The sequence below is a fragment of the Paenibacillus sp. BR1-192 genome (assembly GCF_029542445.1).
Classification (GTDB): domain Bacteria; phylum Bacillota; class Bacilli; order Paenibacillales; family Paenibacillaceae; genus Paenibacillus_AQ; species Paenibacillus_AQ lautus_A.
In genome coordinates, this window is the sequence record NZ_CP120718.1 from 4,612,600 (window position 1) to 4,637,995 (window position 25,396).

At 51.4% G+C, this 25,396-nt stretch carries 23 protein-coding genes; 3 read left to right on the forward strand and 20 right to left on the reverse strand.

All coding sequences use genetic code 11. From position 1 onward, the window contains the following. Positions 1-68: 68 nt before the first annotated feature. From nagE to P0X86_RS20575, 4 genes are all read right to left on the reverse strand, one after another. Entirely contained in the window at positions 69-1,538 is a 1,470-nt protein-coding gene (gene nagE / locus P0X86_RS20560) for an N-acetylglucosamine-specific PTS transporter subunit IIBC (RefSeq protein ID WP_119847568.1), read from the reverse strand. Positions 1,539-1,892: 354 nt separating this feature from the next. Then, a complete protein-coding gene (locus tag P0X86_RS20565) occupies positions 1,893-2,390 on the reverse strand; it encodes a PTS sugar transporter subunit IIA (protein WP_192571330.1) in 498 nt (165 codons plus the stop codon). Position 2,391: 1 nt separating this feature from the next. Then, positions 2,392-3,279 carry a PRD domain-containing protein gene (locus P0X86_RS20570; RefSeq protein WP_096774442.1) on the reverse strand — a complete coding sequence of 296 codons (888 nt, stop codon included), beginning with the start codon at positions 3,277-3,279 and terminating at the stop codon, positions 2,392-2,394. Positions 3,280-3,559: 280 nt separating this feature from the next. Continuing rightward, on the reverse strand, positions 3,560-6,241 hold the full coding sequence (locus tag P0X86_RS20575; protein ID WP_277746347.1) for a CHASE3 domain-containing protein: 2,682 nt from the start codon (positions 6,239-6,241) through the stop codon (positions 3,560-3,562). A gap of 249 nt (positions 6,242-6,490) precedes the next feature. Here P0X86_RS20575 and P0X86_RS20580 point away from each other — a divergent pair, with 249 nt between their 5' ends. Further along, positions 6,491-7,057, forward strand: a complete 567-nt coding sequence (locus P0X86_RS20580) for a cupin domain-containing protein (protein WP_277746348.1) — start codon at positions 6,491-6,493, stop codon at positions 7,055-7,057. A 67-nt stretch (positions 7,058-7,124) separates the two neighbouring features. Here P0X86_RS20580 and P0X86_RS20585 read toward each other — a convergent pair whose 3' ends face one another. Further along, on the reverse strand, positions 7,125-7,502 hold the full coding sequence (locus P0X86_RS20585; RefSeq protein WP_277746349.1) for a DivIVA domain-containing protein: 378 nt from the start codon (positions 7,500-7,502) through the stop codon (positions 7,125-7,127). Between the two features lie 235 nt (positions 7,503-7,737). Between P0X86_RS20585 and P0X86_RS20590 the strand changes: the two genes are divergently transcribed. Further along, positions 7,738-8,301 carry a TraR/DksA C4-type zinc finger protein gene (locus tag P0X86_RS20590; protein ID WP_015736229.1) on the forward strand — a complete coding sequence of 188 codons (564 nt, stop codon included), beginning with the start codon at positions 7,738-7,740 and terminating at the stop codon, positions 8,299-8,301. Between the two features lie 66 nt (positions 8,302-8,367). Here P0X86_RS20590 and P0X86_RS20595 read toward each other — a convergent pair whose 3' ends face one another. The 7 genes from P0X86_RS20595 to hrpB form a co-directional block, all read right to left on the reverse strand. Next, entirely contained in the window at positions 8,368-8,928 is a 561-nt protein-coding gene (locus P0X86_RS20595) for a winged helix-turn-helix domain-containing protein (RefSeq protein WP_277746350.1), read from the reverse strand. A gap of 82 nt (positions 8,929-9,010) precedes the next feature. Beyond that, entirely contained in the window at positions 9,011-10,288 is a 1,278-nt protein-coding gene (locus P0X86_RS20600; protein WP_277746351.1) for an MFS transporter, read from the reverse strand. A 187-nt stretch (positions 10,289-10,475) separates the two neighbouring features. Continuing rightward, positions 10,476-11,480 (reverse strand): Gfo/Idh/MocA family protein, encoded by a 1,005-nt coding sequence (locus P0X86_RS20605; RefSeq protein WP_096774446.1) that lies wholly within the window; start codon positions 11,478-11,480, stop codon positions 10,476-10,478. Positions 11,481-11,518: 38 nt separating this feature from the next. Next, complete coding sequence (locus P0X86_RS20610; RefSeq protein ID WP_009590710.1) at positions 11,519-11,878, reverse strand: replication termination protein; 360 nt, start codon at positions 11,876-11,878, stop codon at positions 11,519-11,521. Between the two features lie 321 nt (positions 11,879-12,199). Further along, positions 12,200-13,396 (reverse strand): acyltransferase, encoded by a 1,197-nt coding sequence (locus P0X86_RS20615; protein ID WP_277746352.1) that lies wholly within the window; start codon positions 13,394-13,396, stop codon positions 12,200-12,202. A gap of 287 nt (positions 13,397-13,683) precedes the next feature. Then, entirely contained in the window at positions 13,684-14,235 is a 552-nt protein-coding gene (locus P0X86_RS20620; protein ID WP_096774448.1) for a general stress protein, read from the reverse strand. Positions 14,236-14,313: 78 nt separating this feature from the next. Then, positions 14,314-16,824: an ATP-dependent helicase HrpB gene (gene hrpB, locus P0X86_RS20625; protein ID WP_277746353.1), complete on the reverse strand. Its 2,511-nt coding sequence runs from the start codon at positions 16,822-16,824 to the stop codon at positions 14,314-14,316. A gap of 170 nt (positions 16,825-16,994) precedes the next feature. Here hrpB and gluQRS point away from each other — a divergent pair, with 170 nt between their 5' ends. Beyond that, positions 16,995-17,972 (forward strand): tRNA glutamyl-Q(34) synthetase GluQRS, encoded by a 978-nt coding sequence (gene gluQRS, locus P0X86_RS20630; protein ID WP_277746354.1) that lies wholly within the window; start codon positions 16,995-16,997, stop codon positions 17,970-17,972. A gap of 69 nt (positions 17,973-18,041) precedes the next feature. On the opposite strand, the gene P0X86_RS20635 is transcribed toward gluQRS, so the two are convergent. The 8 genes from P0X86_RS20635 to P0X86_RS20670 form a co-directional block, all read right to left on the reverse strand. Next, the gene (locus P0X86_RS20635; protein ID WP_009590658.1) at positions 18,042-18,422 is read right to left on the reverse strand and encodes a DnaJ family domain-containing protein; all 381 of its coding nucleotides are present in this window, start codon (positions 18,420-18,422) and stop codon (positions 18,042-18,044) included. A 121-nt stretch (positions 18,423-18,543) separates the two neighbouring features. Next, positions 18,544-19,341 (reverse strand): SDR family oxidoreductase, encoded by a 798-nt coding sequence (locus P0X86_RS20640; RefSeq protein WP_213579157.1) that lies wholly within the window; start codon positions 19,339-19,341, stop codon positions 18,544-18,546. 113 nt (positions 19,342-19,454) lie between these two features. Then, entirely contained in the window at positions 19,455-20,048 is a 594-nt protein-coding gene (locus P0X86_RS20645) for an ABC-2 transporter permease (protein WP_192571322.1), read from the reverse strand. Continuing rightward, entirely contained in the window at positions 20,020-20,940 is a 921-nt protein-coding gene (locus tag P0X86_RS20650) for an ABC transporter ATP-binding protein (RefSeq protein WP_277746355.1), read from the reverse strand. The genes P0X86_RS20645 and P0X86_RS20650 overlap by 29 nt, the downstream gene beginning before the upstream one ends. Beyond that, positions 20,937-21,320: a GntR family transcriptional regulator gene (locus tag P0X86_RS20655; RefSeq protein ID WP_213579159.1), complete on the reverse strand. Its 384-nt coding sequence runs from the start codon at positions 21,318-21,320 to the stop codon at positions 20,937-20,939. The genes P0X86_RS20650 and P0X86_RS20655 overlap by 4 nt, the downstream gene beginning before the upstream one ends. A 196-nt stretch (positions 21,321-21,516) precedes the next feature. Next, positions 21,517-22,359, reverse strand: a complete 843-nt coding sequence (locus P0X86_RS20660) for a hypothetical protein (protein ID WP_277746356.1) — start codon at positions 22,357-22,359, stop codon at positions 21,517-21,519. 11 nt (positions 22,360-22,370) lie between these two features. After that, positions 22,371-23,123, reverse strand: a complete 753-nt coding sequence (locus P0X86_RS20665) for a vWA domain-containing protein (RefSeq protein WP_036661656.1) — start codon at positions 23,121-23,123, stop codon at positions 22,371-22,373. Positions 23,124-23,165: 42 nt separating this feature from the next. Continuing rightward, on the reverse strand, positions 23,166-25,241 hold the full coding sequence (locus tag P0X86_RS20670; protein WP_277746357.1) for a hypothetical protein: 2,076 nt from the start codon (positions 25,239-25,241) through the stop codon (positions 23,166-23,168). Between the last annotated feature and the right edge of the window lie 155 nt (positions 25,242-25,396).

Below are 25,396 nucleotides of genomic sequence, written 5' to 3' on the forward strand. Positions count from 1 at the left end.
CAAAAAAGAGAAACCCTGTGCTTGGAATAGCACAGGGTTTCTCTCGTTAGCAGCAGCTGCCGCCACATTTACATCATTTTTTTGATTTCGTCTTTAATGGATTCCGCCTGCGGTCCGAATACGACCTGAACCGCGCCTTGACCCAGACGCATGACACCGGATGCGCCTAATTTTTTCAACTCCGAATCCTTAACGGCCTTCTCGTCTTTAACGACGAGGCGCAGACGCGTGATACAAGCATCGATGCTGGTAATATTATCCGCACCGCCGATGTTTTGCAAAACCTTGGCCGCTTTGGACTCATTGGATGCCGCGCCGGATGGAGCCGGGGCAGCTGTATCGCCATCGTCAGAAACCGTATCCATGTCGTCGTCTTCCTCGCGTCCAGGCGTTTTCAAGTTCAGCTTGACAATGAGGATTCTGAACAGCAGATAGTAAACGACTCCGAAAGCCAAGCCGACCGGCAGAAGCAGCCAAGCATTGGTAGACAGCTTCAGATTCACCAGGTAGTCGATCAGGCCCGCCGAGAACGAGAAGCCCAAATGCACATCCAGGACATACATGATCAATCCGGAAAGACCTGTCAAAATCGCATGCACTACATACAGTACCGGAGCAATGAACATGAACGCGAATTCAAGCGGTTCGGTGATCCCCGTCAGGAACGACGCCACTGCCGAACCGATAAAGATGGAGCCGACGAGCTTGCGTTTGGACGGCTTGGCGGTATGCATAAAGGCCAGCGCCGCAGCCGGCATCGCAAACATCATGATCGGGAAGAAACCGGACATGAACATGCCTGCCGTCGGGTCTCCCGCAAAGAAACGCCACAGGTCGCCGTGAACGACTTCGCCCGCGGCATTCGTGTAATCGCCGATCTGGAACCAGGCGATGGAGTTTAATACGTGATGCAGACCCAGAGGGATCAGCAAGCGGTTAGCCGTACCGAAAATGAACGAACCGATGCCTCCCAGACCGACAACCCAGTTGCCGAAGGCGGAAATGCCATCCTGGATCGGACTCCAAATCATGCCGATCAGCACTGCCAGCACCATCGTGGAGGCCGCCGTGATGATCGGTACGAAGCGTTTACCCGCAAAGAAGCCCAACCAATCCGGCATCTTAATGTTGTGGAATTTATTATACAGGTAGGCGGACCATAGACCGACAAAGAAACCGCCAAGAACGCCCATATTCAGCTTTACGTCATCCGGTATAAACGGCATTTGCAGCGGCACCTGCGCCAGCACTCTTGTAAGCACCATGTACCCGATAAGAGCGGAGAGACCCGCAACGGCATCCCCGGCGAATCCGATCGCAACGCCGATCGCAAAAATAATCGGCAGATTATCCAGAATGGCAAGGGCGCCTGAAGTCATGAACGGAGTTACATATTGATTCAAAAAAGCTCCGAGAGCTCCCAATGGTATGTCTTTTTGATAGTCGATCAATCCAAGCCCCTGCAAGATACCTGCCGCAGGCAATGTGGCCACCGGCAGCATAAGGGACTTACCCAGCTTTTGCAATTTAGCCAGCATGTCAATCATCCTTTCAACTTCAATAATTTAGCTTCTTCTGAAACCGTTTACATAATGCGTCGATATAATAACCACTTCTTCCCATTCACTCCGGAACAGAAATACCTCAGAAAATCCTCCTCCTTGCGGGCTCTTGTATTCATCATTTTAAGGCGGCATGGAAACCATCATCATTCGAAGTCAACAAAAAAAGCCAAGAAGAACGGCGACTATGCATTAAATAGTCCGTTTCTTCTTGGCTCATGCCCATGTTTATGGTAACACGCCTTAAACGTATTCATTTGATGTTGTTATCTTAATTCACGTCTTCACGTTTTGTCAATAACCAATATTTATTTCCTTATCGAATGAAAACTATTTCAATTCGATGGTCAAAACAGGATTTTGGCCGGACACGACGTCACCGGTCTGACCGTCCACCTTGGAAGCCACTTCATCCGCATTGGTTACGATAATCGGCGTAATCGTCGGATAACCGGCGGCCCGGATCGCAGCCATGTCGAATTCGATGAGCGTCTGGCCCGACTTCACCTGGTCACCGGCTTGAACATGGCTTGTAAAGCCTTCACCCTTCAAACCGACCGTGTTAATCCCGATATGGAACAAATACTGCAGGCCGGTTGCGGGATCCTCGAGCATGACGGCATGCTTGGACTTGATGACATGCGCAACGGTCCCGTCAAACGGCGCGATTAATTTGCCCTCGGAAGGCTCGATGGCGATGCCTTGGCCCATGTGTCCGGCAGCAAACGCCTCATCGGGCACTTGCGATAAAGGCACGGCTTTACCCGACAATGGGGCTGTGAGTTGAATGACAGTAGCTGTTTTTTTCTTTTTCCAACGATCAAACATGTTAAGATTCCTCCCTGGGTTGATTCTTTTGCTGTAGTCGGCCTGTGAAGAGCCGGTATAAATGCATAGCCAGAAAGCAGACCTCCGCTTCGGGCACTTTCTTGCCAAGTTCTTTCTCCATCATGCCTGCGAGACGTGTTGCCAATCCGTATTCCTGCGTGAACTTGGAGCGGATCTGTTCCGCGAACGGATTATCGACATGGATTTCCTGATTCAGAATGCGGTCTACCGAGAACCTTAAATGCATGAGCAGACGAACATAATCCATGCTTCCCCGGTCAAAGGCGACCTGCCGCTCCTCTTCAATATACTTCACCAGGCTTCCCACCACGTTCGATGCCTTGACCAGATGGCCAACGGGTACATGACTGACGGCCGAATACACATGATAGGTCAAGAAGCCAATCTCATCCTCGGGAACCTCTATATCGAAGGTCTTGCCGATCAATTCCGCTGCCTTGGCTGCGATATCATATTCTTTTGGGAAGCTGATCCGGGTTTCTTCAAGGAAAGGATTGATAATATCCATGCCTTTGCGGATTCTGTAGATCGTAAACTGGATATGGCTTGGAAGCGCCAGGTATACCTTATCATTCAATGTGCCCGGAAATTCCTGTCCGATGAGATTCAGTATTTGATCCGTAATCTCCATCACCTGCGGATCAAATTCTTCCAGCAGATGGTGAGCTTGGCTCCACTGCTCCCGATCCTCCAGCCTGAACAGCTTTTCAATCCGCTTATCGTCCGAAGCGATCGTACCGCCTATTTTTGCGCCGAAGCCAATGCCCTTGCCTAAGATGACATATTCCGATTCTTTTTTGCCGCCAGTAACCATCACGACATTGTTACCAATAACACGAACGACTGTAAACAACTCGATCCCGCTCATTAACTTCCCCCTTTCCTATAAGTTTAAACAGTGTTCCGCCATAGGATTCATTTGCGGAGAAATACAACCACCGCATGAACATTGAAAAAGCCAAGAAAAGACCCCCTTAAATAAAGATGTCTCTTCTTGGCTCATGCCCTGCTTCAGGTAACACGCCGTTTTATGTTTCTACTATGATTCCATCATAAAACAACCCGCTTGCATTCGTCAACTTACGACATGCCCTTGCAAGGAACAGCACATTAGCGCCGTCATATCCCGGACTTGACTTGATCGCTTATTACCCTATCCATTTCTGAAGGGTAAGGATGACCTCGCGGAGTTGGAGCGGCTTGTGAAGATAGCCGTTCGCACCTTCTCCAAGGTATTGATCCGAATCCCTCATCGCATTCGAGCTCATGACGATCAGTGGCAGATCGCTCCACTCCGGGTTCTCCCGAATCCGCTTCATCGTTTCGACGCCGTCCATTTCAGGCATGACCGTATCCAGCAATACCGCATCGATGGATGAATGTTTGCTTAACAGCTCCAAGCACTCGAAACCGTTCTGGGCTGTGTGGACGGTCAACTGGAGTTTCTCCAGCGCATTGGTCAAAGCGTACACATTCCGTATATCATCATCGACGATCAATACGGTTTTGTTCTCCAACCGGCTAAGCTCCTCCTGTTCGTACTCTTCCATCCGGATATCGCTCAAGCTGTTGTCGCTTGACGTGGCAGCCACTTCGGGCAGCATAAACAGGCTGTCGACTGCACCGCTCTCCGTGACGAGCGGCAAATATAATATAAAGGTGCTGCCGATTCCTACTTCGCTCTCCACGGTTATATACCCGCCAAGCAGTTTGGCTAAATGCAGCGATATGGATAAGCCGAGACCCGTGCCTCCGAATTTTCTGGCGGTGGTTTCTTCGCCTTGCTGGAATGCTTCGAAGATCGGCTGTAGATGCTCTGCCGCAATCCCGATGCCGGTATCCTCAACGGAAAAAGCAATGACGTCGCCGCTGATAATGAAATCCGAAGTGACAATCGAATTCATTTTCTTTACCTTCAACTTCACGCTGCCGCTCTCCGTAAACTTAATCGCATTGGAGAGCAGGTTGCGCAGGATTTGATGAAGGCGCATCCCATCGCTGTACATCATGTCGGGCAGGTCATCCGCCATCTCGATATCAAATTCCAGATTTTTGGATTCCGCGCTTTTGGAGAAGTATCCTTCCATCAGCTCCGGCAGCTCCGTCAAGTTCACCAAGTCCATTTCGATCTGCATCTTACCTGCCTCGACCTTGGACAGATCCAGGATATCATTGATCAAATTCAACAATTCACTGCCTGAATTATGAATGACGGTAGCGTAATGCTGTTCTTCCTCCGTCAGATTCCCCTGCTTATTCTCCGCCAAAATCTGGGAGAGGATGAGCATGCTGTTCAGCGGCGTCCGCAGCTCATGGGACATATTGGCCAGGAACTGCGATTTATATTTAGAGCTCTTCTCCAGCTCCTTCGCGTATTTTTCCAATTCGCTGGCTGCGATTAAAGCCGCTTCCTTTTGGGCTCCCAACCGTTCATTCAGCAGATGCATTTCCACGGAGTGCGTTTGAAGCTCCTCGGTCTGCGCTTGCAGCTCTTCGGTCTGGCTCTGCAGTTCCTCGTTCAGCGTTTGTGATTCATGATACAGCTGTTGGATTTCCATTTTGCTTTGAATCGAATTCAAGGTCACTCCAAGCTGAAAATTCAACTGTTCGATCAGTTGAATCTCCAGCTCATCGAAGGGTTTGAACTTGGCCAATTCGATCACGCCGAGAACTTGTCCCTCGAACATCACGGGCGCCAGCAGCAGCGTCGAAGGCTCGGCATCGCCGAGTCCAGATTCGATTCGCACATAGTTGGGCGGTATATCGTCCAGTATGATCATGCGCTGCTCCAGCATGCACTGCCCCACCAAACCTTCGCCCGGCAGGAAGCGATCCCTGACCTTGTTCCAAGGCTCTCCGTCCGGGTCGGCAAAAGCAGCAGCCTTTACCAGTTCCGATCCTGACCGGGTAATAAACACCGCCCCGTACGGAAGCTTCATGATCAAAGCCAGCTTATGGATGAAAAATTGCACGGCCGTCTCCACGCGATCGGACGATTGAAGAATCGTCGACATGACCGAAACATGGTCCTTGGCCCAGTTCTGCCTGCCAACCTGTGCGAGCAGTTCGTTGGTTGTATCGGCCAACTGGCCGACCTCGTCATTGGAATGCACATGGATTCGCTGGGAGAGGTTTCCTCCCTTGACAATGTCGGAGATGACGTTGGTTACTTGATTGATCGGCTTTACGATGCTTTTCGAAATGACCCAAGCCGCACATATGGTGATCAGTGCCGCTCCGGCCCATAACAGGTACATCGTGTACAATAAACGGGCATTGCTCTCCTTCATTTCTTCGATTCTGCTGGTTGTCAGTTCACGTTCCTTGCTTCGAAAGGAGAGGAACAGCTCATGAATGGAATTCATCGCTTGCTTTCCGGGATCGTTAATAAAGAAATGAAGGGCCTCTTCATCCTGTCCCAGCTGCATGAGTTGAACCGCAGGCTGTCCGGCGTTGGTAATCCACTCTTTGATATTCTCCTTAATATTTTCCAGATGATTGGCTTGCTCCGAGTTATCGCTCACAAGCTTGTACAGCTTGTTATAATTGATCTGCCAGGACGACAGCGCTTGGTTGAACGGCTCCAGGTAGGTTTCATCGCCCGTAATGACGTACCCTCTCTGGCCGGTTTCCATCTCCAGCATATTCTTCTCGATTTCATGCGTGAGATTATGTACTTCGATATCATGTTTCTCTATAAAATCCGCTTCTTGCTGCAGGGAAGAGATACGGTCGGAGACAATCCAGAGAAAAGCTCCAAGACACATTAATATCAATAAATAGCCGATGACAATCTTGCTGCGGATGTTGAATTTCAGGTTGTTAGACATACGGCTAACCTCCCTTGTTATCGATCAGTATAAGTCTGCTCATATTCTCATAGTAATTGTTATGAAAATGGTTTACAAGCAAAACCAGTTTTCATGACATTCAATGATTCTTTAGTCGTAGGCAGTCAGATTTATAAACGTTTGGGCATATATTGTTAGGGGACGTGCTTGTACACTTTTAATATATTCCAGCTAAAAAAGGAGGACCGCTCATATGAGGAACGTCACAGCGTTTGCGGAGACACTGCGGTGACAAGGCATGTATATCATTCCAGGAAACAGGCTGAACGTACTGCCGGTCGAGGAGCAGCGAACGTGTCGTCCCTGGAGCTGCCCCTTCTGCAGGGCATGTTCATGTCGGAAATCCATCTCGGCCGCGGTGAGGGGCTTCCGCCTCACGGCCATCCGGATACCGATGAATTGTGTTACATCATTCAAGGAGACATCAGTTATTCCCTGGTGGATCCGGAAAGTCACCGGAATCTCGTGTTTCAAGCCGTACCCGGTCAGGTGGTACATGCCCCGATCGGTTGGTGTCACTGGATTACATCGCTATCCCCCGGGACAATCCTGCTCTTGATCTATCGGACCGGGCATCCGCACCAAATCGATTTTGCACCGTTATGGCCATATTCGCTTTACGAAGAACATGCCTATGAAGGTAACGACCCGAACAAGCAGCTTTACTCGAAGACACTCCTTACGCCCGTCCCGCTGCAAAACAGGATCGAGAGCGAGACTCCGGAGAAGCCCCTGCCGGGGCCGCCATGGCTCAAAACCGGGCACCTAAACAACAAAACCACACGCAGCCGGTGATCGGCCGCGTGTGGTTCTTGTTGCTGGGACACTTCTTATGTAATGATTTCGCTCGCATCGTACGGCATTAATCAATATAGAATCTTTGTTCTGGGCGGATCTGCTTCTTCAGAAGCCGCAAGTCGGCTTCCAGCTTCGCCACCGTCTCTTCGATCTCTTCGGGATTCAGTGCCGGACGCTCAGCTTCTGGCTTAACGCCAGCCCTCAGATCGCGAATGGTGAACTGCTGCTCCTGCCATTTATCCATCAGATCGGAGATGGTGGCATAGAACCGCTCATAATCTTGAATCACTTCGTCCAGAAAGGAATCCACTTCCTCCTGATCGTAACCCCTCAGTTTATTCGAAAAATTCTTTTCATGGATAGACAAAGCGTCCAGTTGAATGCCTAGCTGACGAAAAAGCTTTTTCTGTTTATCCAATCGGCGTTTCATGTGTTCATCCATAATGATTTACCTCCAAATATTGGTGCAGCCCTTCTTCCTAGCCTTCTCTCTATCATTGTTTATATCATATTAAGCACCGTGATTAAAACACTCCGGGGCTTTTTTGGAGAATGTTCCAAAAACGGCAGGCCGTCATTCCCATGCTTCATGTGATTGTTACCAATCCATTTCGGGTATTGAATTTACATAAGAAGTTTCTATTGTGCACATAACCCAGAAAGGAGCGACTATTCCTATGACCAGCATGACAAAACAACAATACAGTGAACTAAGACAACGGTTGCTCAGTGATAAAGAACGGTTGGAAAATCAATTGGAGTCCCGGGAAGACACCAACAAGGATCTTTCCCTGCGAGACTCCACGGGAGAGCTGAGCGCTGCCGACAACCATCCCGCTGACGTAGGCACCGAAGTTTTCGAACGCGGTCGGGATTTGGCCATTCAGGAGACGCTCGAGCGTGAATTGGAGCAGATTGATGCTGCCCTGCAGCGTATGGACCAAGGCGAATACGGAACCTGCGCCGAATGCGGACGGGAAATTCCGTATGAGCGGCTGGAAGCTTTGCCTTATACGGCCTATTGCCTCGAGCATACTCCGCGAAAAGACATCAACGACAACCGTCCGGTTGAAGAGGATGTCATGACCCCGCCCCCATCAGGCGCCGGCGTCAACCGCCAAGCAGCCGACGGTAAATTTGATGACGCCGGCGCCTGGGATGCCGTGGAAGATTACGGAACCTCCACATCGCCCGGCATGTCCATTAAACCAGGACAAGACGATTATAAGAAGAATGTATGAATTGATTTGGCAAATTAGAAGGGAAAGCTGGTACCTTACGTTCGGGTACCAGCTTTTTTTGCGTAATCAAGATTCTTTATGGTTCCGAACATTGGAAGCAAAAAACTCGTATTCGTCAAATTCTTCCCCGCGCTTCTTTTTATAAGGGGTCAGCATTTTATCCAGCTCAACAAATAACTCGCGCGCTTCATCTTCGCTCATATACAAGGTGGTATTGGTCAACATGGACGTCGCTTCGCCATCCTGGCTCATATTTTTAAAGAAACGGTCTCGATTCTGGTCGAACAGCTCGGATAATAATTTGTTCGTTTCGGATCGAATCAATTCCTTGATGGCCGGCTCGTCGGAATCCGCCCCACGCTTGATCTTTACCGTACCGACAAAAGGCTCGTAATATTTAGCGATAATTCCGTTGATCTCTTTCGTCGATACGATCTTGACCAGGCCGATCCGCTCCAGCTTCTTCATATGATAATGAACCTTCGCAGGCACATCCCCGATCTTGTCCGCGACCTCCTTTACGGTTGCCGGACGATCCATCTTGTTTAATACATTCAAAATCTGGAGCCGATAGGGATCTGAATATATTTTGATCTCTTCCAGTGTAGTCAATTCCTTCGTTTCCACACCGTACACCTCAGCTTCACGTTAATTTTTCACCTTTTCATTATAGGCCGAGAATGTCGAAATTACAAAAACGGCGATGGGTTCAGATGGCACGAAAACTCTTCTTTCGAATCAGGAACAGCACGGGCACCAGCATGACGAATCCCATCAACGAGAAGAGCGCGGGAGGGGATTGATGCTCTGCCACAACTCCCGTTATCAGGCTTCCGACAGGAATTGCAGCCGTGCACAATACCGTCATCAGGGCGCCAATTCTGCCCAGCATATGCCGCGGCGTTACTTCCATCAGATACGTCGAGATCGGGGCATTCAGCATGGAGACGGCAAAGCCGGCAACGAACATGCAGACCGCCGCGGACTCCACGCGCCACGCCGGGAGATGTCCTGGAATCCCTAATGCAAAATATCCGATCCCGAGCATGATCGATCCTGACATGATCAAGGTGCTCTTTTTGAAACTTTTGCCGTAGCGACCAATCCATAGCCCGCTGCAAATCATACCGATCAGAAGCGCCGTTCCCATTACGCTCAGACCTCCCGCTCCGGCACCCAATGTCTCCTTGACGTAGACCGGCTGCAGCACGTTCAACGGTGCCAAGCAGAAATTATTGATCATCGCCAGAACCGTCGTGATGAGAAGCAGCGAATGCTGCTTCACAAACAGAAGCGCCTCTTTGATGTCGCCGAGCACCGTTCTGTTCTTCTCAGGCACCGGTCCAGGGAATTCGGACTTGTCTTCGGCCTGTTCGGCCGCTTCCGGATTCGGCATGAATGCAATAATAACCGCGGCAATTAGAAACGTCACGGCATCGATCAGGATCGTTCCCGAGATTCCGATTAAGGCGATCAGGGCTCCGGCAATGGACAGACCGATTAATTCAGCGCTGCGGCTAACGGATGTGGAGAAAGCATTGCCCGCGAGCAGCTGTTCCTTGGGGAGCAGCCGGGGAACGATGGAGGTTTCGGCGGGTCTGGAGAAACATTCGAGCGTTGAATTCAGGAACGTGAAGACAAACAGATGCCAGACTTGAAGAGAACCGATCGCATACAGAAAGGCCGTCAGAGACACCACGATGCCGCGGCTGAGGTAGGTTAAGGCGAGGACTCTTTTCTTAGGCCAGCGGTCTACAAAGGTTCCCGTAAACAAACTGAAAAGCAATCCCGGCATAAAGTTAAAAGCGAACAAGGTCCCCATTAACAGCTCTGAGCCTGTGAGCATATAAACCATCCAGCTGTAAGCGATGGAGTCCAAGGAATCCCCTAATCGGGTAATGGCTTGAGCAGATAAATAAATCAGGTACGGGCGGATTTTCAACAGTTGGCCAAAGCCTTGTTTTTCCAAAACGGCGGCATTTTGCATGTTTCTTTCTCCTCTTCGTTATGAAATGGTTTCATTAAACTTTTTTGTTCGTTAAAATTATGATTACGTTAAATATTTTTTAACGTTAAGTTTATTTTAATGATTTTGAAGAGGAATGCAATAGGCAAAAAAAATAAATCGCCATGTTGGCGATTTAAGTCTAGCGTTATTATTTGATAGCGCAGCTTTATTTAATTTCCACCCGCGATGAAGATCTCGCAGCTTGAAGGCATGCTTCGATGGCTCTGATATTGCTGATGGCATCTTCCGGACCGTATGGCAATGGCGCGCCATCCATCACGGCAGCAGCCATGGCGTCCGCTTGCAGGGCAAAATGGTTGTAAATCCCCACTTTCTCCTCGCGGGTTCCCTTAGCCGTATGAACGAATATCTGGGCCATATCCTCCATTCTCTCCCAGCCGAAGGCGGAGGGCAGCTCGATCCTGCCGTCGGTTCCCGCAATCTCTAACGAGCATCTGGAGTAGGTCCACATGCCGCAGTCAAATGTCAGGCCCAGTCCATTGTCAAATTCCATCATGCCATGGACCATCATGTCCACGCCGTCATGCTCCTCGGAGAAAAAAGCGTGGGCCGTCACGGCTTTAGGCTCCTGTCCGTATATCATTCTCGCCGCCGAGATGGGATAACATCCCACGTCGTAGATCGAACCTCCGCCCATGTCCTTGCTGTAGCGGACATTGCTTTTATCCTCCGCATTGTTGAAGGTGAACGACCCGTGTATTCCGCGAAGCTGGCCGATTTCGCCGCTTTCGATGATTTCGCGGACGCGCGCGTGCTTCGGATGGTAGCGGTACATGAAGGCTTCGGCGAACAGCACGTTGCGTGCTTTGGCCGCCTCTGCCATCTCACGGACATCCGTTTCCGTCAGGGCCGCCGGTTTCTCGCACAGGATATGCTTTCCGGCCTCAGCGGCTTTGATGGTCCAAGGTTTATGCAGGTGATTCGGCAACGGAATATACACCGCATCAATGTCGGGATCCGCCAGAAGCTCATCGTAAGAACCATAGTATGTTTTAATATGGTATCGTTCCGCGAGCTCCCTGGCTTTATCGGCATTGCGGCTTGCGACGGCCCCAACCTCACAGCGTTCCGATTTCAATATGCCGGGTATCATTGAATTTCTTGCAATTCGAGCGGTACTCATAATCCCAAAGCGCAGTTTCTTGCTCACGAGGTCATTCCTCCTTTGGCTGCATTCCGGATCGATTTTTAATAATTGTCGTTTACGGCTTTATGAAGGATCCCCAAGCATCGATCCAAATCGGTCTTAACCTGTTTTTTATAGAGTTTGGCCTTCTCGGCACCTTCGTCAGTAAAATGATAAAGTACGATTTCCTGGAAATCGACCCGCGGATCGTTTCCTTTCAACTGTTTGGTACGGTATAGAACACCCTCCTGCACCAATTCATGCAGCGCACGATAGATTTCGCTTTGCGGCGGCGAATATCCATGGCTCTTGAATTCCTGCCGAAGCTCTTCGAGCATCTGATATCCATATCCGCGCTGCTGCTCCACCATGGTAATAAGATATACCTTGATAAAAGCGCGCTGCGCGATCATAAATGCCATTCGGACGCCTCCTCCTTCACGAGCTACTTGTCCCATAATATACCTTATTATAACCCACAGTTTCCCAGTTTGCACAATAGGAAGCATCCTTCTCTTTTTAAACCAAGAAGGCGTGGATTGAAACGTTGGCAGGTGATGGTCGCATGGGAATGAGGCAGGGAGCGCATGTTTTTACTATTGTGAATTTTTCATATGTTGCAATTGTATAGTGTTTAGTTTTTCAACTGTTGTTGGTTCGGTCGTTTGGTTCGTTTGGCTCTTAGGAACGATGGCGCGAGCCCACGAAAAAGCCCACCCTAAAGGGTGGGCTTCATTTTATTTTCACATGCCGGTGGTTGTCCCGGCGGATGGATGCGATTTGCCGTATGGCCGAATAGAGCGAGGGTTCCGTGCACCCGCGATGCCGACGAGCCATTTTCCGAACGGCAGCTTTGCAAGCAGGCGCGTTGCGGCGTACGCTATCGCCACGCTGATGATCCATGAAGAAAGGATCCTCACCAGAGATGGCATGCCGATCAGCAGATACTCATCGACTGCATAGCTTATCCGGAGCGTTAATAAATGCATCAGGTAAGCTCCGTACGAATAGACTCCAATGGAGGTCAGGAGCGCATTCGTCCGCGCTCCGGCATGCCGGGTAATCCAGCCGGCCGTATCGTACATGACCATGATGGAGCTAATCAGGAAAAGCGCCATCATCGGCCGCAGCAGCGACAAGGAATAGAACGTGATCGCTCCATCCTCCGCTGAACGGATTTCATTCACGGCCTGCATGAGCATCCAGCCGAACGTAAATGCAAAGACCAGCCATATGGCCGGCCGGGCCTTCCTAAGCCATTTTATCCAAGTGGCATGATATAAGCCGGCTGCTGCCCCAAGCGCAAAATAAAAGAAATAATAAAGTGCATTCCGATCGGCATAGGTTGTGAACAGCTCGCTCCACACCGGTATGCTCAAACTTCCCATCCAATGTCCGATATCGTTGATAACTCCCGTTAAGCCCACGTACAGCAGCCCGGAAAGAACCAGTATCGTAAGCTGCGTCCGTATGCCGCATCGTTCCTTGATTCCCAGTATGGCGGATCTGAAGAGTGGATACAGCAAATAAAATTGGAACAGCATAATAATATACCAAAAATGCGAGCTGGCTTTTCCGGTTAACCATACTTCCCCAAGATATTTCCAGTCCCCGATCAATGCGGGATTAAACTTATGATTGATTAATAACGTGATCAGGGTCCATACCGCAAAAGGAACATAAATGTCGCCGAATCGTCTCTTGATGAACCTGCCGTAATGTAAACGGCCTTTATCATTATAAAACAGCACCATGCCGGTAATAAAAATAAAGACGGGCACAGCGAATTTCGTCGCCATCAGGAGGAAGCCCATCATCAAGCCATCGTTTGCCGTCATCCCCGGCGCTACCGAATAATGCGCGATGGAGTGCTGCAAAACCACAGCCAGGAAGGCCATTCCTCGGAGGCGCTCGATTTCCGGAATTCTTTGTTTGGACATACTGCTCCCCCTTCATGCTGGCTTCGTATAATCAACCTCATTGTAAGGGACTTCTCCCTTGACGGGCTAATCCAATTATTTACTGGGCATGACGGCTGGCTCCATACCTAGCATTCATCCGTATGATTATGTATATATTGAAAACTTCTATCGGCGTGCGTTCACGGAAGACTTACCGCGGGTAGCGACCTCATGGCTAAACGAATATCTCCAGGGCACAAATGAGGAAGTGTTGCTTTCTGACCACAAAAAAAACCGGTTCCGAATCGGAACCGGTTCACGCGCCTTTACAGCAGCGTCGTTCCTCGAGGCGGCAATGTGTCGACCCGGTCTGGATCAACCGCACCGTATCGCCCCTCGTTTCTGTAATCGTAATCGCGGAAAATATCGTAAATGCCGGTATTCTCTTGATCGGCATCAACCAGGACGAGAATCCGTCCCTGCTCGACATAGGACTCATATTCCTTCGCCTCATCTTCCGGGATGCCAAGGCCGATAAAACCTCCGACCAACCCGCCGGCTCCCGCACCGACTGCTGCGCCTGTAAGCGTCGCTGCTATCGGTCCGGCCGCAAGAATCGGGCCGATGCCGGGAATGGCGAGGGCTCCCAGTCCAGCCAGCAATCCTGCCGTGCCTCCAAGTATGCCGCCTGTTGCTGCACCCGCAGCTACTCCTTCGGGAGCCATCGTTCCCGTCTGCTCGGCTATCATGTCCGCCTCGCGTTTATCCTTCGCTATAATGGAAATGGCATCGTTCGGAATTCCGTGCCGCTGCAGCTGCTCTATAGCTTGAGCGGCCTCCTGTTCCGAACGAAATACCCCAACAACTTTCTTCTCCATGATAAACCCTCCTCATCGGTGGTCGTTCATATTTAACATTACCCGACGGGAGGGGAAATTAAACGTGGCGCTGCCTTGTTATGCCTTGGGTCTGGTCCGATTTGTTGCGATCGCCTCCAGCGGATCATCAGGCCAATAATGCTTAGGATATCTGCCCTTTAGATCCTTTTTCACCTCGTAATACCCGTTTGCCCAAAAGCTCGACAGATCGGAGGTAACCTGGACCGGTCTCTGCGCAGGCGATAACAAATGTAAGGTCAGCGCAACGCGCCCGCCGGCAATTCGCGGCGTGTCCCGCATCCCGAACATCTCCTGCAGACGAACGGCCAGAAACGGCTGTTCAGGATTGCTGTAGTTGATCGGGATCTGCGATCCGCTCGGCACCTTGATATGCGTCGGCGCTTCTTTCTGAAGCTGCTGCTTCTGCTCCCAGCTGAGCATATGCTCCAAGAGCGTTCCGGGTGCCAGTCGCCTGATATCATTGCGATTCCGCAGCCCGTCCAAATAAGGAAGCAGCCACGCTTCCGCGCGATCCAGCAATCCTTCGTCCGATACATCCGGCCAATCCCCTTCGGCTTCGTGCCGGAACATAAAGGCCATCCGTTCTCTCAGCTGCACGGCCGCCTTGCTCCACTGAAATAAGCCAAGGCCCTCCTGCCTGATCCCTTGCAGCAAGGCGCGCGCTATTTCCTCCCCAGTCGGATTGGGATAGGCTTGTTCCTTGACAACGATGGCTCCCAGCATCAGCTTCTGCCTGGCCCTGATGCTGCCGGAAGCTGTATCCCATGCGACTTCTTTCTGCTGTTCCATCTCGTCAAGGTAATACTGCTCAAGCCAGGCTTCATCCATTTCGGAAGCCAGCTGGATATTCCCGTCTGCACCTTGATCATCTACGGCTGCGGCCACAATGTACCGGGCACGGCTCATAGGCTGAACCGCAGCCAGCTTCACGCCCCTGCCGCTGCGCATGAGAAACCCGCTGCTTCCCCTGTTCTTCGCGATCCGATCCGGATAGGCAAACGACAGCAGCAGGCCGCAGAGATTCAAGTCACCGTCAGCTGCATATTCGATATTCAGCTGGGCATGGAGCTTCCGAATCTCTTGTTTCATCCGCTGCAGCACGGCTTCGTTCGCCGTGTCCTGCTGGGCGGATCGCTGTCCATGCTGTTCAAACAAGAGAAGCCGTTCCACGCGCGAACGCAAATCCTGGTCCCGAAGCGCTTCGCTTCGGCTCAGTATATCGCGCTCCTGAAGCAGAACGGCGATTCGGATGGCTAGCGGGGCCTCGCCGATTTCCTGTGCCTTCAGCAGCATGTGAGCCAGCCTCGGATGAACTCCCAGCAGCGCCATCTCACGGCCGTGCCGGGTGATGCTGCCCGCATCATCCAGAGCCGATAGCTGCTTCAATAACGCTTGACCTTGCGTATAGGCCAGCCGAGGCGGCGCGTCAAGCCAAGCGAGCTGCTCCGGATCACGCGCACCCCATACGGCCAATTCCAAGGCCAGCGGCGCAAGATCGGATTCGCGGATCGCCGGAATGGTACTCTCCGGCAGATGGCGGTGCTCTTCCTCACTCCACAAGCGATAACACACGCCGGCCGAGACGCGGCCTGCCCTGCCCCTTCTCTGATCGGCGGACGCTCTGGACAGCCGCCTCGTGATCAATTGCGGCAGTCCCGTTCTCGGGGAGAATACCTCTGTTCGCATATAACCGCAGTCCACGACGGTTTTGATCCCCTGAATGGTAATGCTGCTCTCCGCGATGCTTGTGGACAGAACAATTTTACGCCTTCCGTTCACATCGCGTTTTATGGCTTCATCCTGCTTCTCCGCTGAAAGCGCGCTGTATAATTCACGAACGACGACTTCTGCGCTTAAGCCCGATCTTAATAATTCATTCGCGGTCCGCCTGATTTCACGAGCACCTGGCAAAAATACGAGTATGTCGCCTTCCTGTTCGGAGAGCGCGCGCGTAATGGCGTTAGCCGCACCTTTATGTATCTCATCCAGTGGGAACGAGCGCAGATAGCGAGTCGTTACCGGAAAAGCACGCCCTTCGCTGACGATGACCGGTGCGTCTCCAAGGAGCTTTGCAACCGGCTCGGCCTCAAGGGTAGCGGACATGACCAGCAGCCTTAAATCCTCCCGCAGCACCGCTTGGGATTCCATCGCAAAAGCCAGTCCGGCATCGGCCTGCAAATTCCGCTCATGAAATTCGTCGAATATAATCATGCCGATGCCGGTCAATTCCGGATCATCCTGCAGCATCCGCGTCAAAACGCCTTCCGTGACGACCTCGATCCGAGTGTCTCGTCCGATCTTGCTGTCCATCCGGACCCGGTACCCGATCGTTTCTCCTATCGCTTCTCCCAATGAGGACGCCATATATCCAGCCGCTGAGCGGGCCGCGATCCTTCTGGGCTCCAGCATGATGATCCGTTTGCCGGCAAGCCAAGGTTCATTCAGAAAAGCAAGCGGCACTTGCGTCGTCTTCCCTGCACCCGGTTCGGCGATCAACACGGCATGAGTTCCTGTTGATAAAGCCTTTTTCAATTGCGGTAATACTCGGTGAATCGGTAGTTCAGTCATGGATATCTCTCCGTCATCCTATCGAATATCAATATAATCCCTTAATTATATTAAACAGCCGATTTACGTCAAGTAGGCCATTGGCTGGCGAGAATCGATGCATATGCGCTACAATATGAATATCATTCCCATGGAAACATCAAGATTCAATTAGTCGGAAGGTGAAATGTATGGAGCAGCAAGCCACATTTCGCGGCCGCTTTGCCCCTACGCCATCAGGTAAGATGCATATCGGCAATGCCTTGACCGCTTTGCTTGGATGGCTGCAAATGAGGAGTATGAACGGTCAATATATACTCCGAATCGAAGATATCGATGTGCAGCGTTCCCGCCAAGAGCTCGCAGACGAGATCATGAGAGATCTGGAATGGCTCGGATTGGATTGGGATGAAGGCCCCGGCGTTGGCGGAGCCTGCGGGCCGTATCATCAGGCTGCTCGCCACGCGTTGTACGAACGGGAAATCGCCAAATTGAAGGAATCCAGTATGTTGTACCCCTGCTATTGCAGCCGGGCGGATATAACGGCAGCAGCCAGCGCACCGCATGGCATTGCATCGGAGGGCTTTCGCTATCCGGGAACCTGCCGAGAGCTGACCCGGGAGGAAGCTGCCCTGAAAGAGCTTCATAAGAAACCTTCGCTGCGCATGAAGGTGCCGCACAGAATCGTTTCCTTTGTTGACGGCATTGCCGGAGTGCAGCGCTACCGGCTATCCGACGGCGGAGATTTTGTCGTGAGGAGGGCCGACGATATCATTTCGTATCAGCTCGCGGTGGTGGTGGATGACGCGCTAATGGGCATAACCCATGTGCTCCGTGGAGCTGATCTTCTGGACTCCACCCCTCGTCAGCTGCTATTGTATGAAGCGCTGTCCTATCAGCCGCCGCAGTTTGCGCACACACCGCTGTTGGTGGATGCGGAGGGCAAACGGCTGGCCAAGAGAACCCGCGGGCTCAGCCTCTCCTTTCTGCGCGGCCAGGGCATCGGGCCGGAACGCTTAACTGGCTGGCTGGCATGGACAGCCGGGCTCCTGGACCACCCGGAAGCAGTAACTCCTGCGGAATTGATCCCTGTTTTTGATTTATCGAAAGTTTCTTCATACCCCATAAAAATTACGGATCCTGTCAAAAACCGGCTGTTCGAGCTTTAACTTTAGCGAAAAACAATCAGCGCCAGCCCTTTCATTCTCGAGGCGAGAAGAAAGACTGGCGCTGTTATGTTATTCCTTACCGGTCAATCGTTCCCTGACCTTGGACTCATACTGCGTAAACGCGCTGTTACCGCTTAGCCCCCGCTGTTCCAGCAGCAACTGCAGCCTAAGATGCTTTTCGTTCAGCTTGCGTTTGAGCTGCTCCTGCTCGCCCTCGTTTCGGGTAGCGCCGAGCAAATCATAGAGCTGGACGCATTCCTTCCGAAGCGTGACTTCTTCAGGAACGTAACCCGCGTTTTTCATGATGCGGTAGGACATCCTCAAATCTTCCGGGATGTGCGAAAGATCGTCGATCGGGAGTTTTTTGCCGGCAAGAGGCAGGTTATCGAATTCTCCGTTGCGGATCGCTTCCTCGATCTTCTGCTCAGCCAATCTGGAAAAGATGCTCATGTAAGTCCAGCCTCCTCCTGTTCCTTCGTCCTCTCATCATAAATCAGCTCGCGGGATATTCCAAGTTCTAAATGTAGGGGATCACACGCAGGTACATCCGATCCCTTACAACATTTCGACATTACAACAGCGATTCCGCTCCATCTATGAAGATCTGCGCCCCTGTAATATGCCTCGACTGGTCGGAAGCGAGGAACGCCACCAGATCGGCGACCTCTTCCGGCGTCCCCGGCCCGTCTGCCAGCGGCTGACTTCCTTCCGGATATTCAACCGGTATCACGATTTCCTCCAGATCCCCTTGCTTCTTCGTGCTTTGGTCGATGTTGGTGGATATCGCGCCAGGACAAATCACATTGACTCTGATCTTGAATTGAGCCAGCTCCAGTGCAGCCATCTTCGCAAAAGCGACCTGTCCCGCTTTGGTTGTGCTGTAGGCGCTCATGCCAAAGTTGGAGAAGGTTCGAGTGCCATTGACGGAGCTCGTTATGATGATGCTGCCCTGCCCCCTCTTCTTGAGATGCGGAATTGCATATTTGACCGTCAGGAACGTCCCGTTCAAATTTACGTTCAGCGTCTTGGACCATTCCTCCAGCTTCATTTCATCGATCGGCGTCATGACGCCGTTGATCCCTGCATTGGCAAATACAATATCGACGCCGCCAAATATCTCCACCGTTTCAAGGACTGCCTTTTCCACCCGGTCGGGATCGGTTGTATCCACGTCGAATGCTCTGGCCGCCCCTTCGCGGATGGAGTTGATCTCCGATTCCGCTTGATGGGTCCGGTCATCCAACAGATCGAATAAGGCCACATTCGCGCCTTCCTTTGCCAGCTGAATGGCAGCCGCCTTTCCGATGCCTGATCCGGCACCGGTAATGATCGCCGTTCTCCCATGAAAACGTCCGTGTCCTTCATTCATGTCCAACACGCTCCTTTTGTCGTTATCCGTTATGCGTTCATCTGTCACAAGATTACCCAAAAGGAGTTGTTTTATAATCATGATTTCTAATTTTTTGCAAGATCCGGTTGGACTTACACGTCCGTGCGCGAAAAGATATAGGCTGAGAGCTGATATGAAGCGAAAACCACCAGGCAGGATATGCCGAGTCCATACCAAAGATAATCGGTTTGCAGGCCATCCGACCACAGCGTATTGATAGCCATCGTAATCGCGAACAACACCGCTACCAGCACCAGCTTCAGCGTTTGTCCGCCCTTGGGTCCCAGCCAATAATAGAGAGGATAGTACACGGCTATAAACAGGATCAAGGAAATGCCGGACACAATATTTTGATAAAGAACAGCGCCTTCTCCATCCCCGCCTAACCAGATATAAGCGATTTGGACCAGGAAACCCGCCAATAACCCGATCAACATAAACAAGAGGGAAGAGACATACTTGCTCAACACAATCTCCCGGCGCGGTATCGGCAAGCTCATGGAATATTTATGGAACGGATGCAAATCGGTATTCGATATGACGATGATCATCATCCCGGCCACCATATAACCTAGGATGCCGACGGCATTGCCAAACGAAAACAACGCCAGCCAGATCGCAAAGAGCCAAGCATATTTACGGATGACCATCCAATCCTTATGAATGAGGGGAACGATATGACTCATGAACAGCGTCTCCTTTCGAAGTGTAATACATAATATCCTCCAGGGCAGGCCGCTCGTATAACACGCTGTCTCCGAACAGCTTGTGCGCGGATTCCCGGTTTGCCGAGAGAGCCTCGAACCCGTACGGCGTTTCCTTGAGGCCGGTAAACTGCTTGCGGACATCCGCGTCCAGCAGGTCGCTGCTGCCTTTGACAATGACATATTTGTCGATAATTTCATCCTTGCCGTTACTGAACACGATGCGTCCCCGGTGAATAAAGGTGATGTAATCCGCGATTCGATCCAGATCATCCGTATTATGCGTCGAGAATAGGATCGTCCGGGTCTCATCCTGTATAAAATCGCTCAGCAATTGCAGCAGCTCTCTGCGAAATACCGGGTCAAGACCCGCTGTCGGCTCATCCAAAATCAATATTCGCGGATCATGGGCCATGGCCATCGCAATGGAAAACTTCATTTTCATGCCTTTCGAGCAATCCTTTAGTTTCTTTCTGCCGGGAAGCTCGAACATCCGCATGAGCTGATCCATTCTGGTGCTGTTCCAGCGTTTATAAAAAGGGGACGTCATGCGGATAATTTGATTCAGCGTTAAATACTCATAAAAAATATTCTCGTCCGAAACAAAACCGATCTCTTCCTTATAACTTGCATCGTCCGAGCGAAGCCGCCGGCCATTCACGACGATCTGGCCTGAATCCGGGACAATCATCCCCATGATGGAGCGGATAAGCGTGCTCTTGCCGGCTCCGTTGGGGCCGATCAATCCGGTAATGTATCCCTTAGGGATAAGAAGGGAAATGTCGTTCAGCGCAAACGATGGATATTTCTTGCTCAGATGGTTGATTTGCATTGCAGGTTGATCCTGATCCTGTATTCCGTCTACATGCTTCATTCGGATTCCTCCTTGTTTACTGTATGGATCATCTCGATCAATTCCTCGGCCTCTATAGGAATGCTTCGGCATTCCTCGAGAATGTCCCTGATTTTATCCTCGATCAGGCGCAGGCGCTGCTCCCGAATCATATCCTGATTGCCTCCCGATACGAAGGAGCCTCTGCCTACCATCGACTCGATCAAGCCCACGGCTTCCAGCTCGCTGTATGCCCTCTTCGTCGTAATAACGCTGATTCCCAAGTCCTTGGCTAGCTGCCGGATGGAAGGAAGCGGCTCGCCCGGCTTCATCTCTCCGCGCATGATGCTCTGCCGGATCTGTCTTTCAATTTGCAAGTAAATCGGCTCGCCGCTGGAATGGGATAGAATAATCTGAATCATCGCAATAATTTTTCACCGCCTTTTTAGTGCCTGATATTAGGATTTTGTATGTTGATGATGTGTATATAAAGTATTCATTGTATATATACAATATACACATTTAATAATGCCTCGTCAATTCCGTTTATCTTCGAATCCAAATAAAAAAAGCCGGACCTCATGGGTCCGGCTCGCGAGATAATCGGTCATTTCTGTACTACCATACGATCTCCAGAAAGGAAGCATCATCTTCCAGGCCGCCTGTATGGCGGGCATTCATTAATACTTGCACTTGCTCATCGGGAATCGGCTCCTTCATCGGGTCCAGATCCGTAAGCCCGTCGCTGTATAATTGAAGACGATAACCGGTCTCGGGTTCCAGCTTGCACGTAAACACGTGAGGACTGCCTCCGATCGGTCCGGTGCGGGAAGACCAGCGTTCGGCCGTTCGGAAGCGGTCTCCGAATATCGAACTAATCTCGTCCTGCTGACGCCATAATCGTACCCTGGAGTCTCCCTGCCAGGCAAGCCACAGCCTGCCTTTTCGACGAAAACCCGATGACCGCTCGATGCGTCCGCATATGTACATGGCTTCGCTTCCCTTGCGCTGCTTCTCCTCCAGCACTTCACGCAGCAGCTTGGGGGTTTCGGAGCTCAGCGAATGCGTCCGCATTTCCCGATCTGCTTCAAGCGTTAGTTCCTTCAGCTTGCGCTCCAGCGATGAGGACGTGGGCTCTTCAACCGTATCCAGCCAGTTCATCAAGCCCTGACCGAGCAGGCGCGAAGCCACATCGCCTCGGTAACTCAAGCCGACGCCGTCACACAATACAAAATGGCAGACCTCTTCATCCATTTTCAATGCAATGAAATCCTGGCCCGTCTCGGAGAGCATGACGGATTCCGCCGCTCTGCCATACGCATAACGACATGTGAACAAATCCCTAATCTTCGTAAGCGGCTCTTCCCCGGTCTGCTTGCTTTCGTAATAAAACGACGCTGCTTGAGCCTTCCGCTTGCGAATCCCCAACGTTTCCATGCTTCTAGCGTATGATCGCTTCATGTTGTGACCTCTTACCTTACCGGCGTGGCGGCTGACATCTGGAACCCGATGGACACCAGCTCGGAGCATGTGCCCGGAAGCATCATCAAGGCCCCCGGACTCAGCTGATAATCCGCCTCAACCAGCATTTCTCGATAGCTTTCGGGAAGAACGGAAGACATCATCTTGAGTTTGCGCGCATGTTCATCCTCAAGCTGCGTATCAGCCAATATCCCCTTCCAGCGGCGTGGTTCGGAGATCGGCTGGTTCATCAGATGGTCGGAGATGAAAATATTCTCCACCAGTACGTTTCCGTCCGGAACGCTCATATTCATGATACGGCGGGCAATCGGTTCCGGGTCCTCTCCCGTGGCCACGCCATCCGTCATATGGCATACGAGCGGCGCAGGGCAATCCTGCATGTTGGGAATCTCCGATTGCAGAATTTTCTCGGCCTGAAGAAACGCTTTGGCCGAATCGGAGAAACGCTTCGGCGTCAAATCCGGAAGCGAGCCGATCGCCGCAATTTCGTCAATGCCCTTGATCCCGTTTAACAAATCATATACGTCATCGCTGTATGCAAGGATGGCGATCCGGTACCTCGGCGTCAGCCGGTTCCCCTTGGTGGAACGAAACACCATTTGCCGAATGGCTAAGGATAATGCTTCGTAAACAACATCAATCCTTCTTCGATCCTCCATCAGCATATTCATGGACGCGCTGATATCAATCAGATATATAATGAGCGCTGGCGTGCGCTGTGATGCTTGAATGGTATAGTTCATCGTGAATAACATTCACCCCTGCAATTTGTCATGTTTACTTCTTTACAGTTTAGGTATCCAGTGGCTGTCGTCACTGATGAATTGCTGCAGATTGTTAAGGCGGCTGCTCATTTTGCCAACCGTTTTGTAATAGGATTTGTCCTTGTTATATAGCGCTATGAATTCACGGGCGGCATTCTTCGCGCGGTCCTTGTTGCCGGCCACCTGCGCATTATACGCCTTGTTATACAAGGCAACCAGTTCGACAACGTTTTGGGACCGCTGCTTCTGAAGCTGGGCGGCTTGCGCTTGCTGAGCGGCCCGCGCTCGAGCCTGTCGTTCCGCCTCCGCCTTGGCCGCTGCCTCTTCCTGAGCCTGCCTTTTCTTCTTCTCTTCCAGCTGGGCTAAATACGCCTCGTATTTTGCCTGATTATCATATTTCTCCTGCAGCGCCTGCTTTTTCTTTTTCTCCTCAAGCGATGCCAGATAAGCTTCATACTTCGCCTGCTTCTCATACTTTGCCTGAAGCTCGGATTTCTCCTGCTCCTTGCGCGCCAACTCGGCTTCCTCGGCCTTCTTCGCCTCTTCCGCCTTCAGGCGTTCCTCTTCGGCTTTTTTGGCCTCCGCTTCCTTCTTTGCAGCCTCCTCCTGCTGCTTCCGCGATTCTTCCTCCTGCTTGCGCGCAGCCTCTTCTTTCTCCTGGGCCTGCTGCTCCGCTAAACGCTGGGCATCCATCTGGCGGCTCTCGGCCTTCTCAGCCAATATCTGATTCACCGTAATCGCGGAGCCCGCTAAGATCACGATGGCCGCAGCGGTAGAAAGCATGAATTTGCGGGATGACAACAAAGCTTTAATGCCTTTGTTGGATGATTCTTCAGCGGGACGCAGTTGTTCCTCCAGCCCCTGTATGGCGGCCGCAAGCTCCACTTCAAGCGGACTGTCCTTCTTTACGAAGTGATACGCCGAACGGAATATCTCCAATGCTCCGGAAAGATTGCCTGCCTTTTCCAAATCGCGCGCCTGATGAAACAAGCGTCCTACTACATTGTCGTTAACCTCTCGCGTGCCCGGCTCGATTCCAAGCGATGCCATGATGTCAGCAGGCACCTCCCGGGAACGTTCAGATCCGGATTCATCCGAATCGTCCTCCTGGGCAGCCGCAGCGGCAGTGGCGGCGGCAGCCGGAGCTTCTTCCACCACTTCTTCCTCACTTACCGAGGATAAAGCGATGAGCCACTCGCCAAAGGTAGGGCAGCTGCTCAAATCCTGACTGTCCCAAGCTCTGCCGAACAGATCCGAGATCCGTGTGCCCCAACGCTGACCCAGCGATTTTTTAAGCAAAAAATAACGTTCGCACGGGGTCTGCATTTCATGCTGATCAAAATAGCTTTCGCCCCATGCCCGATTCACGATAGCCGGATCGCTCCACCCCAGCATCTCGGCAATGATGACGGCCCCTGCAAAACGATCGGCATACGCACTCCATAAACCGCTGTGCACCGTTCGATGCGCCGCATATCCCGGCGAGCCGGCGAGCAAAACGTCGGGACGGTCCATTTTTGGACTGTACATCTGCTCCACATCGACAAGCTCCACGGCAGCAGCGCCTTCAGGCAGCTTCACTTCCGAAAAAAACGGAAGCATGACATTGGGCGCAGACAGATCGCAATGCGCCAATCCACGCTGCTCCATGCTTGAGCCGATGGCTGCCAAAGCCTTGGCCAGCATCAGGCTTTCGGAACGTCCCAGATTACGCTGATCGCTTATAACGTCAAACCAAGTACATCCATGAATCCATGGCATGATGACCGCGTAGAGCAAATCCGGATATTCCGCTATCAAATCTCCGTTTCTTTCGGGAGTGAGCACCTCTCGACTGCTTACCTGCAAACCCGGTATCTCGCGATAATTCCCCATATGCTCGGATTGATAAACCATAGCCGGAATTCTGAACTTAGGAAAAAACACTTTAAGTGCTTTGGCTTCATGCAGCTCCCCATTCACGGGGATCAGCTGGTAGACGATCCCTTGCCTCCCAGCCTGGGCATAAGCTACGCCCGGTGCCGCCGGATGCTGTCCTACCGTATAAGCCGTTCCATTAACAACGATCCCATCGCCCGGGTTTGGCTGAAATGTCATGAACTTCACCCTCTCTTAACCCCATTACCTTGCTATATAACTCTATTAACCGATTAAACCGCGATTGATTCACGATTAACTACATTCTAAATATCCAAAATTGCAAGAAAACCGGGTTGCCTACCACCCGGTTTATTTTGCCTATTAAACTATTA